Source organism: Erwinia wuhanensis, from assembly GCF_030484085.1.
Classification (GTDB): Bacteria; Pseudomonadota; Gammaproteobacteria; order Enterobacterales; family Enterobacteriaceae; genus Erwinia; species Erwinia aeris.
The window spans coordinates 142,093-160,455 of the sequence record NZ_JAUJUH010000009.1 but is presented as its reverse complement, the minus strand read 5'-3'; the positions used below and the strand labels follow the sequence as shown (position 1 = coordinate 160,455).

At 57.3% G+C, this 18,363-nt stretch carries 17 protein-coding genes; 9 read left to right on the top strand and 8 right to left on the bottom strand.

What is annotated here, in order from left to right; all coding sequences use genetic code 11:
• Positions 1-35 precede the first annotated feature (35 nt).
• Positions 36-875: a MurR/RpiR family transcriptional regulator gene (locus tag QZH36_RS19650; protein ID WP_253457446.1), complete on the bottom strand. Its 840-nt coding sequence runs from the start codon at positions 873-875 to the stop codon at positions 36-38.
• Positions 876-1,140: 265 nt separating this feature from the next.
• Positions 1,141-3,060, bottom strand: coding sequence for a bifunctional 5-dehydro-2-deoxygluconokinase/5-dehydro-2-deoxyphosphogluconate aldolase (locus QZH36_RS19645; protein WP_253457449.1), 1,920 nt, complete (start codon positions 3,058-3,060; stop codon positions 1,141-1,143).
• A 528-nt stretch (positions 3,061-3,588) separates the two neighbouring features.
• Between QZH36_RS19645 and iolD the strand changes: the two genes are divergently transcribed.
• The 4 genes from iolD to iolE all read left to right on the top strand — a co-directional run bounded on the left by iolD (position 3,589) and on the right by iolE (position 8,549).
• Positions 3,589-5,529 (top strand): 3D-(3,5/4)-trihydroxycyclohexane-1,2-dione acylhydrolase (decyclizing), encoded by a 1,941-nt coding sequence (gene iolD / locus QZH36_RS19640; protein ID WP_301730929.1) that lies wholly within the window; start codon positions 3,589-3,591, stop codon positions 5,527-5,529.
• Positions 5,530-5,608: 79 nt separating this feature from the next.
• Positions 5,609-6,622: a bifunctional inositol 2-dehydrogenase/D-chiro-inositol 1-dehydrogenase gene (gene iolG / locus QZH36_RS19635; protein WP_253457454.1), complete on the top strand. Its 1,014-nt coding sequence runs from the start codon at positions 5,609-5,611 to the stop codon at positions 6,620-6,622.
• Between the two features lie 60 nt (positions 6,623-6,682).
• Positions 6,683-7,564 carry a sugar phosphate isomerase/epimerase family protein gene (locus QZH36_RS19630; RefSeq protein ID WP_301730927.1) on the top strand — a complete coding sequence of 294 codons (882 nt, stop codon included), beginning with the start codon at positions 6,683-6,685 and terminating at the stop codon, positions 7,562-7,564.
• An 88-nt stretch (positions 7,565-7,652) separates the two neighbouring features.
• Complete coding sequence (iolE, locus tag QZH36_RS19625; RefSeq protein WP_301251880.1) at positions 7,653-8,549, top strand: myo-inosose-2 dehydratase; 897 nt, start codon at positions 7,653-7,655, stop codon at positions 8,547-8,549.
• A 203-nt stretch (positions 8,550-8,752) separates the two neighbouring features.
• Here iolE and QZH36_RS19620 read toward each other — a convergent pair whose 3' ends face one another.
• Together QZH36_RS19620 and QZH36_RS19615 are read right to left on the bottom strand one after the other, a co-directional pair.
• A complete protein-coding gene (locus tag QZH36_RS19620) occupies positions 8,753-9,310 on the bottom strand; it encodes a DcrB family lipoprotein (protein WP_125289947.1) in 558 nt (185 codons plus the stop codon).
• Between the two features lie 133 nt (positions 9,311-9,443).
• A complete protein-coding gene (locus QZH36_RS19615; RefSeq protein WP_253457463.1) occupies positions 9,444-10,109 on the bottom strand; it encodes a 7-cyano-7-deazaguanine/7-aminomethyl-7-deazaguanine transporter in 666 nt (221 codons plus the stop codon).
• 195 nt (positions 10,110-10,304) lie between these two features.
• On the opposite strand from QZH36_RS19615, the gene tusA reads away from it, so the two are divergent.
• On the top strand, positions 10,305-10,550 hold the full coding sequence (gene tusA, locus QZH36_RS19610; protein WP_253457466.1) for a sulfurtransferase TusA: 246 nt from the start codon (positions 10,305-10,307) through the stop codon (positions 10,548-10,550).
• A gap of 40 nt (positions 10,551-10,590) precedes the next feature.
• On the opposite strand, the gene QZH36_RS19605 is transcribed toward tusA, so the two are convergent.
• Positions 10,591-12,813 carry a zinc/cadmium/mercury/lead-transporting ATPase gene (locus QZH36_RS19605; RefSeq protein ID WP_301730926.1) on the bottom strand — a complete coding sequence of 741 codons (2,223 nt, stop codon included), beginning with the start codon at positions 12,811-12,813 and terminating at the stop codon, positions 10,591-10,593.
• Positions 12,814-12,897: 84 nt separating this feature from the next.
• Positions 12,898-13,524: a lysoplasmalogenase gene (locus QZH36_RS19600; protein ID WP_253457472.1), complete on the bottom strand. Its 627-nt coding sequence runs from the start codon at positions 13,522-13,524 to the stop codon at positions 12,898-12,900.
• A gap of 132 nt (positions 13,525-13,656) precedes the next feature.
• Here QZH36_RS19600 and QZH36_RS19595 point away from each other — a divergent pair, with 132 nt between their 5' ends.
• Entirely contained in the window at positions 13,657-14,007 is a 351-nt protein-coding gene (locus QZH36_RS19595) for a DUF2500 domain-containing protein (protein WP_253457475.1), read from the top strand.
• Between the two features lie 29 nt (positions 14,008-14,036).
• On the opposite strand, the gene QZH36_RS19590 is transcribed toward QZH36_RS19595, so the two are convergent.
• Positions 14,037-14,306 (bottom strand): DUF1145 family protein, encoded by a 270-nt coding sequence (locus tag QZH36_RS19590; RefSeq protein WP_253457478.1) that lies wholly within the window; start codon positions 14,304-14,306, stop codon positions 14,037-14,039.
• Positions 14,296-14,901, bottom strand: coding sequence for a 16S rRNA (guanine(966)-N(2))-methyltransferase (gene rsmD, locus QZH36_RS19585; protein ID WP_253457481.1), 606 nt, complete (start codon positions 14,899-14,901; stop codon positions 14,296-14,298). The genes QZH36_RS19590 and rsmD overlap by 11 nt, the downstream gene beginning before the upstream one ends.
• 166 nt (positions 14,902-15,067) lie before the next feature.
• Here rsmD and ftsY point away from each other — a divergent pair, with 166 nt between their 5' ends.
• From ftsY to ftsX, 3 genes are read left to right on the top strand one after another with little or no spacing between them, the layout of a single operon-like run.
• The gene (gene ftsY, locus QZH36_RS19580; protein WP_253457485.1) at positions 15,068-16,696 is read left to right on the top strand and encodes a signal recognition particle-docking protein FtsY; all 1,629 of its coding nucleotides are present in this window, start codon (positions 15,068-15,070) and stop codon (positions 16,694-16,696) included.
• Between the two features lie 5 nt (positions 16,697-16,701).
• The gene (gene ftsE, locus QZH36_RS19575; RefSeq protein WP_125289938.1) at positions 16,702-17,370 is read left to right on the top strand and encodes a cell division ATP-binding protein FtsE; all 669 of its coding nucleotides are present in this window, start codon (positions 16,702-16,704) and stop codon (positions 17,368-17,370) included.
• Positions 17,360-18,346, top strand: coding sequence for a permease-like cell division protein FtsX (gene ftsX / locus QZH36_RS19570; protein ID WP_253457488.1), 987 nt, complete (start codon positions 17,360-17,362; stop codon positions 18,344-18,346). The genes ftsE and ftsX overlap by 11 nt, the downstream gene beginning before the upstream one ends.
• The last annotated feature ends 17 nt before the right edge of the window (positions 18,347-18,363 follow it).

Genomic DNA, 18,363 nt, shown 5'->3' with positions numbered 1-18,363 from the left:
TGCCTGGTTTTACACTAACGCCATCAGGCGGCCGATCAGTCCTTGACGTTGTGCAGCGCCAGAGAAACGGCCAGCGTCTGCGCAAGGCACAGCGAAGCAACCTGTGAACGGAAGCCGTCAACCTGGGCTTCACGCACCACAAAGCAGACGTCGCTGAAGGCGGCCAGCGGGCTGACCTGGCTGTCGGTAATGGCAATCTGCTGCGCGCCGCGTTTAGCACCCAGCTCAACCAGCTCGACGGCTTCACGCGCATAGGGCGAATAGCTGATAGCGATCACCACGTCTTTAGGGTTCACCATGCTGAGCTGCTCGGTAAACATCCCGCCCAGGCCGTCGATTAAAAAAGCGCGACGTTCCAGATGGCGCAGCGCATAGGTCAGATAGGAAGCGACGCTGAACGAACGACGCAGGCCAATCACATAGATATTTTCCGCCTGCGCCAGCAGCTCTACGGCTTTATTCAGCTGTTCCGGGTTGGTCTGCATCGCCAGCTGCTGCAAAGCCTGGGAATTGACCATGGTAAAGACGTTGAGAATTTCAGCCGGGTTTTCCGGCGGCGTGGCCGTTTCATCCGTCGAGGTCTGGCGGAACAAACGCGCGCGCTCGGTATAGTTAACGGTTTCTTCCATCAGATGCTGACGAAACACCTGCTTCATTTCGTTAAAGCCGCTGAAGCCAAATGCGTTGGAGAAGCGAATTAGCGTAGAAGGCGGCACGTCGGCCTGCTGGGCGATAGAGGCTACGGTGTCAAAAGCGATACTGTTGCTGTTGTCGAGGATATAGCGAGCCACCTGTTTAAGGCGCTTACTCAGGGTATCGTAGCGACGACGAATATCGTCCTGTAACAGGGAAAGCTGTGTTGGGGTAATAGTCATTGACTCAGGCTCGCTAAATTTTAGTCATATTCTTCTGGCGGTTATTCTATCAGATGAACAAAAAATTTCACTTGCTAACGAAATTCAGCGGTTCTATTTCATCGCTATATGAATTCCATCACAGAAAAAAACACGATCGCTGCGGCTTTGCCGACGTTCGCCTTTTTTAAAAACGTAAACCGGGAGGAAGTCAAAAAACAGGTGAAATTAACCGCACCGCCAGCGGACGGAAAATGAAGCTGGCGGGCGGCACAGGCACGGAAGGTCAGGTTGCAGGACGGACTTCCCGCCAGTAGTCGATCAGGCGCAGATAATTCCCTTTTACCTCAGCGATCAGGGCTTCGTCATTAAGTTCACCTTGCAGCCACTGGCGTGAAGGCTGGCCAAAAATAGTGCGGCCTACCGCAAAACCTTTTACCCAGGGAGCCTGCGCCGCCGCGGCGAATCCCGCCTTCAGCTTCTCTTCCGGCGCATCCAGTCCCAGGATCAAAATGCCGCGACACCAGGGATCCTGCTGCTCAATCAGCCCGCTGATGGCCTGCCAGCTTTCCAGGCTCAGCGGCGGCAGTTTCCACCAGTCCGGCTGGATGCCCAGCGAATAGAAGTGGCTCAGCATCTCCAGATAGTAAGACTCTTGTTTATCCGGATTATTTTCCGGCAGGATCACTTCCAGCAGCAGTTCATGGCCGGTCTTATTACAGCCTTGCCAGACGTCAAGGATGAGCTCGTCCTGCTCTTTACGCAGCTCGGCGCTGTCGTGCGGATGATAGAAAACCAGGCACTTCACCACATGCTCCTGCGGCCAGTCCACCAGCTGCGAACCGATATTGCCATGCTCCAGACGCAGCGGCCTTGAGCCTGGCATCTCAATCGGGCGACCGATCCACCAGCCTTTGCCGGTAATCGCATTCAGCGTGGATTGCCCGAAGGTGGTATCGGCCAGAATGCCGCTACGGCGATCCAGCCCGGCTTCCGTGGCGGCTTCCTGCGCCGCGCGCAGCAATAGCGTTTTCAACTCCGGCAGGCGGGTCGTGTCCACGCCCGCCTCGTTTGCCATATCTACCAGCTGTTTACGATGGTCAAAAGCGAACACGCACAGCTCCGGCCACTGCTGTTTACGCGTGGTAACGCGATGCAGGTGATTCAGGCGGCTGTCCAGGTCGGGCCGCTTAACTTCTTTATCGCGGCTCAGGAAGTCATCCAGCTCGGCTTTGGTCGGCATCGCCGGCGCGCAGCCGTGACGCGAAACCACCAGCGCGCCGCAGGCGTTGGCGTAGCGGCACGCCTGTTCCCAGCTCTCATCGTTCAGCCAGCCGCGCAGCAGGCCGGACATAAAAGCATCGCCCGCGCCCAGCACGTTCAACACTTCCACGCGCACGCCGCTTTGCAGTTTCGTCTGCTCCCAGCTTGTCGGGATTTCGCCCTCCAGCACCACGCAGCCCAGCGCTCCTCGTTTGCAAACCAGCGTCGCTTTAGTTGCCTGACGGACGTTTTTCAACGCGGTCAGCGTATCGGTACTGCCGCCGGCGATATGAAACTCCTCTTCGGTGCCGACCACCAGATCGAAATAATGCAGCACTTCCTGCAGCTGCTGCGTCACGTGGCTGGATTCGATAAAGCGGGTTTCACCGTCACCGAGCGAGGTCAGCCCCCACAGAACCGGACGATAATCAATGTCCAGCGCGGTGCGCAGACCGTGGCGACGAGCGATGTCCAACGCCTTCAGCACGGCAGCGCGGGTATCAGGATGAGACAGATGCGTGCCGGTCACCGCCACGGCGCGGGAAGAGGCGATGTAATCTTCCTGAATATCTTCAGGCGTCAGGCCCATATCAGCGCAGTTATCCCGATAGAACACCAGCGGGAAAGTATCCTGATCTTTGATCCCGAGGATCACCAGGCCTGTCAGGCGGGTTTTATCCGTGATCAGGCATTCGGTATCCGCACCTACGCGCTGCAGCTCTTCCCGCAGAAAGCGGCCCATATGCTCATCGCCCACGCGGGCCAACATACCGGATTTCAGCCCCTGAATGGCCGTACCGTAAGCGACATTGCCGGACGACCCGCCCAGATATTTGGAAAATGTGCTCATATCTTCCAGCCGGGCACCAATCTGCTGACCATAGAGGTCAACGGCAATGCGCCCGATACAGATCACATCAAGCCGCTTCTGTTGTGTACTCATTCTGTTTCCTTCTGTGATAGGCCAGCCGCGCTGTGTCAGCGCATCCTCCTGAACGCATAGCGGCGTCCGGATATGAAGTGAAAATCAGTATGGGGAATAAATATTTCAACTTCAACCAAGAATGAAATTTATACCCCAAAAATGTGAAGTGGCTAAAACTCTCGCATTTTGCGGCGATATGGCGCTGTCACGGCACTCTTTTCATGGTTTCAGCCAGGCAACAGGCAGGTTAAAAAATGTGTATTTATATTAATTATTTATTTGATATATAAAGAAATAATCCGCATTTTTGTTGCTGGCATCCGGCCATGCTGCCGCTGCCCGGCCAGGCATTCCGGCGATGTGCGTTGCAGGGCATAATTTGATCTCACTCGCAAAATGAAATGTTTCTTCTGTAATGTGGTTTAGTGAAAAAAATATTTGTTTATAATCGCCTCACGTTTCATTTTCGGCCATTACCGCAGTGGCGATTACTCGGGCGAAACGCGGCAGACCGACGGTCTGTCGCCGTACCGTAAGGAAGAGCAAATGGGCAAGATCAGATTAACCACGGCACAGGCTTTAGTCAGATTTCTCGACAATCAGTATCTGTCGGTAGATGGCGTCGAAACCAAGTTTGTGAAGGGCATTTTTGCTATTTTCGGCCACGGCAACGTGCTGGGACTGGGGCAGGCGCTGGAGCAGGACAGCGGCGATCTGATCGTGCGTCAGGGGCGTAACGAACAGGGCATGGCGCACGCCGCTATCGGCTACGCCAAGCAGAAGCTGCGGCGGGAGATCATCGCCTGCACCTCTTCCGTGGGGCCTGGCGCGGCCAATATGATCACCGCTGCGGGCACCGCTTCCGCTAACCGTATTCCTTTACTGCTGCTGCCTGGCGATGTGTTTGCTACCCGCCAGCCCGATCCGGTGCTGCAACAGATTGAACAGAGTCACGATCTTAGCATCAGCACCAACGATGCGTTTCGCGCGGTCAGCAAATACTGGGATCGGATAAACCGCCCGGAACAGCTGATGACCGCCTGCATCAACGCCATGCGCGTGCTGACCGATCCGGCAGAAACCGGCGCCGTTACCCTTTCGCTGCCGCAGGACGTGCAGGGCGAAGCCTGGGATTATCCCGACTATTTCTTCCAGAAGCGCGTGCACCTGCTCGATCGCCGTCTGCCGACCGAAGCCCAGCTGGCGGCCGCGCTGAAGCTGATCGCCGGCAAACGCAAGCCGCTGATTGTCTGCGGCGGCGGCGTGAAATATTCCGAAGCGGGCGAGGCGCTCCGCCAGTTTGCCGAGCGTCATCAAATCCCGTTTGCGGAAACGCAGGCCGGTAAGGGCACGATCCTTTCCGATCATCCGCTGAACGTCGGCGGCGTGGGTGAAACCGGCTGCCTGGCGGCCAACCTGCTGGCGAAGGAGACCGATCTGGTGATTGGCGTCGGCACGCGTTACACCGATTTCACCACCGCCTCAAAATGGATCTTCCAGAACCCGGACGTCAGCTATCTCAACGTTAACGTCAGCAGCTTTGATGCCTGGAAGCTGGACGGCGTACAGGTGGTGGCCGATGCGCGCGAGGCGCTTACCGCACTGGATAACCGGCTGGCCGCTCAGGGCTTCACCAGCGGCTGGGGAGAGAAAATTGCTCAGGCACAGAGCAAATTATTGAAGGAAACGCAGCGCGTTTATCAGGCGGTTTACAGCAACGAGGGTTTTGTGCCGGAGATTGACGATCGTCTGGATCGCGAGGCCGTTTTTGCCGAATTCAACCGGCTGACCGATTCGTTCCTGACGCAAAGCAGCGTGCTGGGTACGCTAAATGAAAATCTCCCAAAGGATGCGGTGATCGTCGCCGCGGCCGGTAGCCTGCCGGGCGATCTGCAACGCGTGTGGCGCAATAAGGATTACAACGGCTATCACGTTGAGTACGGCTATTCCTGTATGGGCTACGAGGTCAACGCCTCGCTCGGGGTCAAGCTGGCCGAGCCGCACCGGGAGGTCTACACGCTGGTCGGCGATGGCTCCTTTATGATGCTGCACTCCGAGCTGGTGACCTCTCTCCAGGAGAACGCCAAGATCAACGTGGTGCTGTTCGACAACATGACTAACGGCTGCATCAACAACCTGCAAATGGAACACGGCATGGACAGCTTTACCACCGAGTTCCGCTTCCGCAATGCCGAAGGCGGCAAGCTGGACGGCGGCCTGATCCCGGTGGATTTCGCCGCCATCGCCGCTGGCTACGGCTGTAAAACATGGCGCGTCACCACGCTGGCGCAGCTGAAGCAGGCGTTGGAAGAAGCGCGTCAGTCGCCGGTATCCACGCTGATTGACATTAAAGTGCTGCCAAAAACCATGGTGCACAAATATTTCAGCTGGTGGCACGTGGGCGGCGCGCAGGTATCGCAGTCCGAACGCATTAACGCCGTGGCCCACATGCTGAACGAGCATCTCGACCAGGCACGTAAATACTAATTCATTCTCTGTGGCCTGAACCGGACGGGTTTTCCCGTCCGGAAGACTCCCCTATACCCTACATTCGAACGGAGTAGTTATGACACTGAAACTTGGCGTAATCGGCACCGGCGCAATCGGTCAGGAACATATTCGTCGCTGCAGCAAAGTGTTGCAGGGCGCGAAAGTGGTGGCCGTCTCCGATATTAATATCGAAGGCGCTAAAGGCGTGGTTAGCCGTCTGGGTCTGGAGGCGGAAGTCTATGCCAACGGCCACGATGTTATTCGCTCCTCTGACGTTGACGCGCTAATCGTCACCTCCTGGGATCCCACGCATGAAGAATTTACGCTCGCGGCCATCGCGGCGGGCAAACCGGTATTTTGCGAAAAGCCGCTGGCGCTGACGGCTGAAGGCTGCCGCCGCGTGGTGGAGGCTGAAATTGCCCACGGCAAGCGTCTGGTGCAGGTGGGCTTTATGCGTCCTTACGATACCGGCTATCGCGCGTTAAAGCAGGTTATCACCAACGGCGATATCGGCGAGCCGCTGATGCTGCACTGCGCCCATCGCAACCCAAGCGTACCAGAAAGCTATACCACCGATATGGCGATCACCAGCACGCTGATCCACGAGCTGGACGTGCTGCGCTGGCTGACCGAGGACGACTATAAAACGGTTCAGGTGGTTTTCCCGCGTGATACCAAAAATACGCATGCGAAGCTGCGCGATCCGCAAATCGTGCTGTTTGAAACGCAAAAAGGCGTGCGCATCGACGTCGAAATCTTCGTTAACTGCGCCTATGGCTACGACATCCAGTGTGAGGTCGTGGGCGAAACCGGGATCGCCAGACTGCCGGAGCCAGCCTCTGTCCAGCTGCGTAAAGAGGCGAAGCTCTCCACTTCCATTCTGACCGACTGGAAGGATCGCTTTATCGATGCCTATGACGTTGAGCTACAGGCGTTTATCAATGACGTCACGGCTGGCCAACTGCACGGCCCTTCCGCATGGGATGGCTATGCGGCTTCCGTAGCGGCAGATGCCTGCCTGAAGGCGCAGGAAAGCGGGGCGATTGAAAGCGTTGAGCTGCCGCCGCGTCCGGCGTTTTACAACAAATAATGCCGACCGACTCCTCTGCGCAGGCAGAGGGGTTGTCAAATGATTAGCAGGGAGAAACCGATGAAAATCGCCTTTGATGTAGACGTCATTAAAGATTTGGGCATCACCAAAATGGTTCACCAGGTGGCGGAGTGGGGCTACAAATATATTGAGCAGTCGCCGCATCCGCAGATTAATCCGTTCTACAAACATCCCAGGGCCAGCCGGGAAATCATCACCGAATACAAAAACGCGCTGCGTGAAACCGGGCTGGAAATCTCTTCCTATATCGTGGTCTACCGTTGGTCAGGCCCGGATGAGGCACGTCGCCAGGCGGCCGTGCGCAACTGGAAGCGTATGATTGAAATCGCGGTGGAAACTGGCGTGCAGGTTATCAATACCGAGCTTTCCGGCACGCCGAACGAACCGGAGATCTGCGAAGAGATGTTTTACCGCTCTATGGAGGAGCTGCTGCCCATCGTCGAGCGGGAAGGTATTCGCATTGAAATTCAGTCACACCCCTGGGATTTCTGCGAAGAAAACAACGAAACTGCCGATCTGGTGAAGTCGTTCCGCAGCGAAAACGTCAAATATCTTTATAGCGTGCCGCATACCTTCTTCTACGACAAAGGCAAAGGCGACGTAAAAAGCATGCTGGAATATGCGGGCGGCGAACTTTCACACGTGCTCATCGCCGATACCATGAACCACACCAAACACTGCCGCTATATCGTCAATCCGCCAGGCGTGGATGCCACCATCCATCAGCACGTGGGCGTGGGCGAAGGCGAAGTGGATTTCGATACGCTGTTTAAAACCCTGCGCGAGATGGATTTTGCCAACCGCACTCATAAAGTCGGCGGCGAGTCGATAGTTGCCGCCTCGCTGTTTGGCTATCCGGAAAAAATGAAATATCAGGCCGTGGAAACCCGTGAGCTGATCGAGCGCGAACTGCTTCGCTAACCTTCAGGCGCAACAGGCCGATCCTACGCGCGGAAAGCCCAGGCAGGCGCGCCGCGCCATCTTAATGACAGACCGCTGAGGCACCACCATGAACAAAGAGAACGTAAAGCTGGCGATAGCCCCGATTGGCTGGACCAATGACGATATGCCTGAGCTGGGTGCAGAAAACACTTTCCAGCAAATCGTCAGCGAAATGGCGCTGGCTGGCTTCACCGGCAGTGAGGTCGGCAGTAAATATCCGCGCGATCCGGCGGTGCTGAAACCGATGCTGAACATTCGCGGTATTCAAATCTGCAACGCCTGGTTCAGCACCTTTTTCGCCAATGGCGACAGGGCAAAAACCATTGATGAATTTATCAACCATCGCGACTTTCTTCACGCGATGGGCGCTAAAGTGATCGGCTGCTCCGAGCAGAGCAAAAGCATTCAGGGCACCACGCTGGCGGTGCTGGAAGAGAAGCCGCATTTTACCGAGGAGGAGTGGCGGCTGACGGCGAAGGGCTATAACGAGCTGGCCGCGCTGGCGGCGGAAAAAGGCATGCAGGTTTGTTTGCACCATCATATGGGGACGGCCATTCAGACCGCGGCAGAGATCGACAAATTTATGTCGTTGACTCAGGACAACGTTTATCTGCTGTTCGATACCGGCCATGCCTACTACTCGGAAGGCAGCCAGGCGCAAATGCTGGCCATTCTGGAAAAATATCTGCCGCGAATCAATCACGTACATCTGAAGGACGTGCGTGATGAGGTGGTGGCACAGGTCAGAAGCCAGCGGCTCTCTTTCCTGGACGGCGTAAAAAAAGGTACCTTTACCGTTCCCGGCGATGGCGTGATTGATTTTGATCCGGTGTTTAAAATCCTGGACGAGTCGGGTTACAAAGGCTGGATGGTGGTGGAGGCGGAGCAGGATCCGGCGCTGGCGAATCCGTTCGAATATGCCGTTAAGGCCCGAAAATATATTCGCGAACACGCAGGTCTGTAAGCCGATCTGTCAGGCATTGCCCACAGGGAAATGTTAGCCAGTAAGGAGTAAGCCGGGAAAGTGATGGTCAGGCATGCGTTTCCCATCACAACGGCAACAGGACTTAGTAAACGGCGCGGTCGGGAAAAGGCTGTTGCAAAACCGCCGCGTAAATAAAAATAGCGCCCGATATTTCCGCCGGGCGCTATTTTTTTAAAGGGAAATTATTTCAGCACTACCGTGTTGATAATATTCTCTGCTTCGGTCTGCGACTGCTGCTGATTGTCCGCAGGCAGCGTAATCTGCAGGGTCAGCAGTTTGCCGTCAACTTTCGCCAGCAGCACTGACGACCAGGAAGACTGGCCCTTGGCCGAAATCACCGAATCCAGCTGCTGTGCTGGCTGGCCTTTCAGCTCGACAGATTTATTGGTCACTACCTGCAGCTGCGCATCGCGATTACGCTGCTGATCTTCCAGGCGCTTCGCCAGCACGTCCAGGCTTTCATTCGTGGCGTCGCCCGCAATCACGATAATCGCTTTCTGGCCGCTGGCATCGGCGTACACGTGCATATTATTGGCCTGCGTGCCCATTTTTCCACTTTGATCGGACATGCCTGCCGGCAGCGAGAAGCTGAGCTTGCCGTCCATCAGGGTAACGGTCTGGCTGCTTTGGCTGCTGCTGACGCCGTTATCATCGGCGGCGGCTTTATCATCTTTGCCGTCGCAGGCGGCCAGTCCGACCACCAGTAAACCGATACCGGCATATTTCAGTAAGTTACGCATCGTGATCCCTTTTACGTTAGTCGTTCGCGCTGTTCAGCAACTTATACAATAGTAATCAGCGGCTAAAAGCAACCTGCCGTGGCGCGCTGCCCGCCAAAACCCATGGCCGGGCGCGACGCCACAGAGTGACAGACTAGCCGAAGTTGACCTGAGCGCCAGAGGATTTTTCCGTTATCCGCTTCAGCGTGGCGTTTAACAGCACGCCATAGGCCGGCAGGAAGAAAATCATGCAGATAAGCACCTTAAAGCTGTAGTCCACCAGCGCAATTTCTACCCAGTTCTGAGCCATAAACGGATCGGGGCTTTTGTAGAAAGCGATAAAAAAGAACGCCAGCGTGTCGCTGATATTGCCCAGGAACATAGCGGAGGCGGGGGCTACCCACCATTGCGGCAGCTTGCGCAAGCGGTTAAAAACGTGCACGTCGAGGATTTGTCCCAGCGCATAGGCCATAAAGCTGGCGCAGGCGATACGAGCGACAAACAGGTTAACGCTTGCCAACGCGCCCAGTCCCTGCCATTCGCCCTGATAGAACAGCGCAGAAATGCTATAGGAGATAAACAGCGCCGGGATCATCACCGCAAGAATAATTCGTCGGGCCAGCGGCGCGCCGAAAATTCGTACCGTTAAATCGGTAGCCAGAAAGATAAAGGGAAAGCTGAACGCGCCCCAGGTGGTATGGAAACCAAAAATCGAAATGGGCAGCTGCACCAGATAATTACTGGAGGTAATAACCAGCAGATGGAACAGCGATAGCCAGATCAGCGCATGTGTACGCTGACGAGAAGAGAAAGAGATCATCGATGTAGCCTTTTTTAACTATGGGGTGAGGGAACCCAAAAAATTGTCTCGCCTGAGCGATTGCGCGGCATCTTACCGAATCAGCCTGCTAATGCAATGGTTAATTTTAGCGCAAACGTTGTCGTTCAGAGCCTGGCTTGCACATACCGACGTCGGGGGTAAAATAGGGGCATTTCCTGTCTGATTGAGAATGTTATGAGCGAACCGTTCGCAAATCCCGACCAAACCCTGGATGCTTTGGGCCTGCGCTGTCCTGAGCCGGTGATGATGGTGCGTAAAGCCGTACGCCATATGCAGGAGGGCGAAACGCTGCTGGTTATCGCCGACGATCCGGCCACCACGCGCGATATCCCCGGTTTCTGCCGCTTTATGGAACATACGCTGCTGGCACAGGCAACCGAGGAATTACCCTATCGCTATCTGTTAAAAAAGGGGTTGTAGCGCCGCGTCCTGCCCGTATCACCACGGGCAGGTTGTAAAGTTAGCGCTTACTCAGCAATCGTAGCGCGTTCGCCGTGACCAACGCGGTGGCGCCGGAGTCCGCCAGCACGGCCAGCCACAGCCCGGTAATGCCCAGCAGCGTGGTGACCAGAAATACCCCCTTCAGCCCGAGCGCCAGCGCAATATTCTGCCGGATATTGGCATGGGTGGCGCGTGCCAGGCGGATCATCGTCGCCAGGCCCGCCAGCCGGTTATGCGTCAGCGCCGCGTCGGCGGTTTCCAGCGCGACGTCGCTGCCGCCGCCCATCGCAATGCCCACCGTTGCCGCTTTCATTGCAGGCGCATCGTTGATGCCGTCGCCGACCATCGCTACGGCGCGCCGTTGGTTTAGCTCATGAATGGCCGCTACTTTGTCCGCAGGCAGCAGGCCCGCGCGATAGCTGATGGCAAGCTCGTTGGCGATAGCGGCCGCCGCGCGCGGGTTGTCGCCGGTCAGCATGACCGTTTCTATGTTTAAAGCATGAAGTTCGCTCAGCGCGGCAACAGCGTCCGCACGTAGCGTATCGCGCAGTGCGATAAGTCCGATCGGCATAGCATCCTGTACGATAATGACCACCGTATTTCCCGCCGACTCCAGCTCCGCCACAATCTTCAGCTGTTCTGCTGTCAGCCTTAGTCCAGCGGGCGCGCAGATTAAAAGTTTGTGACCGCTCACTGTTGCTTCTATACCGCTTCCTGCCACCGCCCGCTGCGCCGTAGCGGCAGGTATAACAAGCTGGCGCTGCTCTGCCAGCCGCACAATCGCCCTGGCCAGCGGATGAGAAGAACCCTGTTCAACGGCAGCGGCTTTAGCCAGCAGTTCCGCTTCGCTAAGGGCAGTAAAGGTCTGAATGCTCTCAATACGGGGTTTGCCTTCGGTCAGCGTGCCGGTTTTGTCGAACGCCAGCGTGCGCACGCCGTTGAGGCTTTCCAGCGCCGCGCCGCCCTTAATCAGTACGCCATGGCGGGCCGCAGCGGCCAGGCCGGAGGTGATCGCCGCTGGCGTAGAGATCACCAGCGCGCAGGGGCAGCCGATCAGCAGCAAAGTCAGTCCTTTATAAATCCATGACGGCCAGTCGCCGGCAAAGAACAGCGGCGGCACGGTTGCCACCAGCAGCGCGACAGCCATCACCAGCGGCGTGTAAATGCGGCTAAAACGATCGAGAAAACGTTCGACCGGCGCGCGGTTAGCGTCTGCTTCTTCAATCAAATGCAGGATACGGTCGATAGCGCTCTGGCCAGGTTTTGACGTGACTTTCAGCCTCACCAGGCTATCGACGCTCAGGCTGCCTGCCGCCACGGCTTCGCCTGCCTGCCGCTCTACCGGCATGGATTCGCCAGTCAGCGCGCTTTCATCAAAGCTGGCGAAGGATGTGACCAGGCTGGCGTCGGCAGGCAGGCGCCCGCCTGCGGCAACCTCAATAAGATCGCCAGGCCGTAGCGCGCTCACGGCCACGGTTTCACGCACCTCGTTCCGGATGCGCAACGCCTGCTCGGGTTTTAACGCCATCAGCGCCGTTACGCCACGGCGCGCGCGCCCTGCGGCAAAAGCCTCCAGACGTTCCCCAAGCATAAACAGCAGCAGCACCATGGCCGCCTCTGCGGTCGCACCGATAAAAAGCGCGCCAAGCGCGGCTACGGTCATTAACGTTTCAATGGCAAAAGGCGTCCCGCTGCGCATCAGGCGCAGGGCGGTACGGGCAACGGGCCAGCAGCCCGTCAGCGTGGTGACGATAAACGCGACTTTCCCGGCCTGCGGATCGATCGTCTGTAGCAGCCAGCTGGCGAGCAGCAGCCCGCCGAGCAGCAGCAGCATGCCGTTTTCCCGCCAGAACCCGGCTGACTTTGCCGCTGGCTGCGTGGCAGAGCGCAGGGTAAACCCGGCTCTGGCAACCGCCTGCTCAACCTGCTGCTGCACATCTTTATCGGCGCTTACCACCAGCTTTTCCGTAGCGAACAGGACGCGAGCCTGAGTGACGCCTTGCAGCTGGCCTACGGCGTTTTCGATTTTCCTGGCGCAGCCCGGACAGTCCATGCCGCCGATTTGCCAGCTATAGTCCGCGCCGATGCTTTCTTCTTTCTCAGGCAGCGGATCGCTGGCGGTGGCGCACTGGATGTGAAAAGAGGTGATTTTCCCCAGTTCGGGACGCGGCCTGCTGCAACCTTGCTGTCCGGCCGCGTGGCGCTGCCCGCAAGGGCAGGGAGAAGATGTGTGTTGTTGCATGACGCCTCCTGATAAGCCTGACGGGCTGCTTCCCCGCCAGGCTTATCTTACACTCTGGAGCTGACTCCAGAGTCAAGGCATAAATCAGAGATAGAGCGAGCGGACGATCATAAAGTGACCCGCGAAATAACAGGCGGCCGTGATGGCACTGTCGGCGGCAAAGCGGCGACGATAGTGGCTAACCAGCCAAACGATATTGGCGAGCAGCAGCAGCGACGTTCCGACCATTAATGAGAAACCGTAGTCCGTCGGCCGGAAAACGTATTGCTCGGTAGTCAGCCAGACCATCAGCAGCGTCATGCCGATAAAGGTGCAAACCGGCCAGCGCAGATCCTCCAGCTTTGTCCAGATAGCCGCAATCAGCAGCGCGCCGATAACCAATACGGTCAATGGGATCGGCCAGAAGAACGTCAGCGTCATATGGCTGGCGAAGCAGATGGTATAAAGCAGATGCGAGAGGAAAAATGCGCCGATAGCGTAGAGCATCCGCCGTTCGGGCAGCAGCATCAGCGCATCGCCGACCAGCGTCGCCAGCAGACCAAACAGAATGAGATAATCCGTGGCGCTTAACGCTGGCGCTTGCCAGGCCCAGGCGAGCAGCAGTAAAAGCGTGACCGGTTTAAAGACCCAGCGCTGCCATTGCGGGCCACGGTAAGTAGCGTCAACGTACAGCCAGCCGGAAAAAAGCACTGCCAGAAACGACCAGATCATAATGTGTCCCTTTGTTTTTAGATGCTAAATTCCACAGTTCTGGTTTTAGTTTAGGACAGGGGTCAACGATGTGACAATGAGAGGTCTCTGGTTGTATTCTTTCTGTTTACGCTGCAAAAAAGAGGAAAAGTCGTGAAGCCACCCCTGATTTTTTTTATTACGCTGGCCATTATCGCCGTGCTGGCAACCCGGCAATTTATCAAACAGCGACAGGAAGTGGCGGTCAACGATGCTTCGCCCGTACGCAGCCTGCCGGTCGAAATCAAAGACAAACGGGAAGTCTCCACCTCTGCCCTCCGCTCGCGCCAGCGTGAAAATATTCCGGTCGAAACAATGCGATACGAAGCGTGGTTCCATCCGCTGAACGGCGCGGGAGATTTTAAGCTGGTGCTGAAAGCCAGCGACTATCACCAGCTGGCACGGGGAGAAAAGGGCGAACTACAGGTACAGGGCACGCGATTTATCGCCTTCCGGCCGCGCTGACGGCATGGCCGGAAAGACGACCCGGCCGCCTACTGTTTGGGAAACTGCTTTTTCTGCCAGGCCAGCAGTTCAAACACGCCAAAAAAGAAGATCTTAGCCTGAAGCGCGCCGCTCAGTTTTGGCGCCTCTTTAGCCTGCGTGGCGCGCATCAGCACCAGCTGTAAGCCGTGCATAATCACCATAAAGAACAGCGCGACGTTAATAAAATATTTTAGCGGCGCGGGGTAAGGATGGATCAGGTTGAGCAGCAAAAAGGCCCATACGCATACCATCAGCGCTCTGCCCAGATTAATCAGCATGGCTTTCTCTCTTCTCAGGGGAACGACGAACATAAAGACGACAGGCAACCTGTCCGGCGACCTTCTCGCGGTACAGCTGCCAGTTTACCGGCACGGGCGGCACGCCGCTTTCCACTTCGCTTTCTACATAGATTAAGGCTTCTTCCGCCAGCCAGCCCTGGCTTTCCAGCAGCGTCAGCGTTTCTTCCAGCAGCCCTTTGCGGAACGGCGGATCGATAAAGGCCATCTGGTGAGGTTCGCCAGGCTTCGCCAGAAACTGTAGCGTATTGGTATTAATCACGCGGCCGTTTGCCGCGCCCAGCGTAGCCAGGTTTTTCTCCAGCTGCTGCGCGACCGGGCGCTCCAGCTCCAGCAGCGTAGCCGAGGCCGCATGGCGCGACAGCGCTTCCAGCCCCAGCGCGCCGCTGCCGGCAAAGCAGTCCAGACAACGCGCGCCCTGAATATCGGGCGCCAGCCAGTTAAACAGCGTCTCACGCACGCGATCGGTGGTAGGGCGCAGTCCGGCACTGTCGGGCACCGGCAGCTTTCTGCCGCGCCACTGGCCGCCAATGATGCGGATCTGTCCGGCGCTGCCGCCGCGAGGTTTTTTATTCATCTGACTTAACTCTTCATAATTTGTTGCACAGTTTAACGGGCTTACCGGGCAGAGGAAACGTAAAAAGGGTGCTGTGTTGCGTCAGCAGGAAAGTGTTAGACTAGGGGATTAAGATTATTTTCAGAGACCTGACGGTTTTTTTCCCCGCGAGGAGTGTGGTTGCACCATGGCAAAAAATAAAAAACGTGGCTTTTTTTCCTGGCTGGGATTAGGACGCGAAGAAAAAGCGCCTGAGGAAGAGGTCCAAACGTCAGAACAGCAGCAGAGCGAAACCGCAGACGCCGCCACGCCCCCTGACGTGGAGCAGCGCGCCGAAGCCGTTGTAGAAGTGACGGAAACCGTCGCTCGCGAGCAGGCAGTACGAGACCCGAACGAACAGGCCAGAACAGAGCCGGAAGCGCGCGCAGCCGCTAAACCTGCCGCCAGGACGGAGCCGAAAGAGGAGCCGTTGCCGGAAGAGCTTGCGGTCGCTAAGGCGGAGCCAGAAGAAGAGTGGCTGCCGGAAGCGAGCGTAGCCGCCAGGCCGGAACCGGAAGAAGAGCCGTTGCCGGAAGAGCTTGCGGTCGCTAAGGCGGAACCAGAAGAAGAATGGCTGCCGGAAGAGACGGCGGCCGTACAGGCGGAGCCGGAACCTCTGCCTGAAGAGATTGTTGCTAACGCGCCGGAACCGGAAGAAGCTGCGATCGCCGCCGAACAGGCCGATGACATCACGCCGGAAGAACTGGAAGCCGCCGCGCTCTCTGCCGGTGCCTCAGAAGCTGAGCTGAAGGTCATTGAGGAAGAAGAATCCGTCGCTGCCGCGCTGGTTAAAGTTGAGCAGGCTAACGCCGCTGAAGAGCAGGAGCAGGCTGCGGAAGAGCAGGCGCGCCCGACCAAAGAAGGCTTCTTCGCCCGCCTGAAGCGCAGCCTTGTCAAAACGCGACAGAATTTAGGTTCCGGCTTCGTCAGCCTGTTCCGCGGTAAAAAAATCGATGATGAGCTGTTTGAAGAGCTGGAAGAGCAGCTGCTGATTGCCGACGTAGGCGTCGAGACCACACGCCGCATCATTACCAACCTGACCGCTCAGGCAAGCCGCAAACAGCTGCGCGACGCCGAAGCGCTATACGGGCTGCTGAAGCAGGAAATGGCCGACATTCTGGCGAAAGTCGAGGCGCCGCTGGACGTCACCGGCAAAACGCCGTTCGTTATCCTGATGGTCGGCGTCAACGGCGTGGGTAAAACCACCACCATCGGCAAGCTGGCGCGCCAGTATCAGGCGGAAGGCAAATCGGTCATGCTGGCGGCGGGCGACACCTTCCGCGCGGCAGCGGTCGAACAGCTCCAGGTCTGGGGGCAGCGTAACAACATTCCTGTTGTCGCCCAGCATACCGGCGCGGATTCCGCCTCGGTCATTTTCGATGCGATTCAGGCGGCTAAAGCGCGCAACGTCGACGTCCTGATTGCCGATACGGCAGGCCGTTTGCAGAATAAATCGCACCTGATGGAAGAGCTGAAGAAAATCACGCGCGTGATGAAAAAACTGGACGAGCAGGCGCCGCACGAGGTCATGCTGACCATTGACGCCAGCACCGGCCAGAACGCCATCAGCCAGACTAAGCTGTTCCATGAGGCGGTGGGCCTGACGGGCATCACGCTGACCAAGCTGGACGGCACCGCCAAAGGCGGCGTGATCTTCTCGGTGGCCGATCAGTTCGGTATTCCTATTCGCTACATCGGCGTCGGCGAAGGCATTGAAGATTTACGCTCGTTCAAGGCAGACGATTTTATAGAGGCACTATTTGCCCGAGAGGACTAGTTAGGATGATTCGCTTTGAAGAAGTCAGTAAGGCTTATCTCGGCGGTCGGCAAGCGCTACAGGGAGTGGATTTTCATCTGCAACCGGGAGAAATGGCGTTTCTGACCGGGCATTCCGGGGCGGGGAAAAGCACCCTGCTGAAACTGATCTGCGGCATCGAGCGCCCCAGCGCCGGCCATATCTGGTTCAGCGGGCACGACATCAGCCGCCTGAAGAGCCGGGAAGTGCCTTTTTTACGCCGCCAGATCGGCATGATTTTCCAGGATCACCATCTGCTGATGGACAGGTCCGTCTATGACAACGTGGCTATTCCGCTGATTATCGCGGGCGCAAGCGGGGAAGATATCCGCCGTCGCGTGTCTGCCGCGCTGGATAAAGTCGGTCTGCTGGACAAAGCGAAAAGTTATCCTATTCAGCTGTCGGGCGGCGAACAGCAGCGTGTTGGCATCGCTCGCGCGGTGGTTAACAAGCCTGCGGTGCTGCTGGCGGATGAACCAACCGGCAACCTGGATGAAGCCCTGTCCGAAGATATCCTGCGCCTGTTTGAAGAGTTCAACCGCGTGGGCGTGACCGTGCTGATGGCTACTCACGACCGGGCGCTGATCGCCCGCCGCAACTATCGTCTGATGACGCTGAATCAGGGGCGTCTGCACGGAGGCAACTATGGCGAATAAGCGTAACCCGCGTCCGGCCGCGCCAAAAGCGGCGAAGCAGCCTTCCAAAAGCAAAGCGCTGAAGGGCGGCTGGCAGGAGCAGTGGCGCTATGCGCTGCGCGGCACCCTGTCCGACATGTGGCGTCAGCCGCTGGCGACGCTATTGACGGTGATGGTGATCGCCATCTCTCTGACCTTGCCAAGCGTGTGCTTTATGGTGTGGAAAAACGTCAGCAGCGCGGCGCAGCAGTGGTATCCCGCGCCGCAGCTGACGGTGTATCTGAGCAAAACGCTGGATGACGACGCGGCGGAGAACGTTGTGGCCCAGCTGAAAAAAGAAGAGGGCGTGGATAAGGTTAACTACCTGTCGCGCGAAGAAGCGATGGGCGAGTTCCGCAACTGGTCCGGCTTTGGCGGCGCGATGGATATGCTGGAGCAGAATCCGCTGCCGGCCGTAGCCATCATCACGCCGCAAATCAATTTTCAAAACTCAGACACCATGAAGAATCTCAGCTCCCGCGTGGCGAAAGTGCAGGGCGTGGATGAAGTAAAAATGGACGACAGCTGGTTTGCCCGGCTGGCGGCGCTGGCAGGTTTGGTCGGCCAGGTAGCGACCATGATCGGCATCCTGATGATCGTGGCGGTCTTCCTGGTGATCGGCAACAGCGTGCGGCTCAGTATTTTTGCTCGTCGCGACACGATTAACGTGCAGAAGCTGATCGGCGCGACCGACGGCTTTATTCTGCGACCGTTTCTGTATGGCGGCGCGCTGCTGGGCTTCTGCGGCGCGCTGCTGTCGCTGGCGCTGTCCGAAATCCTGGTTTTCCGCCTGGAATCGGTGGTCACCCAGGTTGCCGCCGTGTTCGGCACCACCTTTAGCCTGCACGGGCTGGCCTGGGATGAAAGCCTGCTGCTGCTGCTGATTTCGGCCATGATCGGCTGGGTTGCCGCCTGGCTGGCGACGGTGCAACATTTACGTCGATTTACGCCGCAGTAACCTCTTCTCATTTTTTT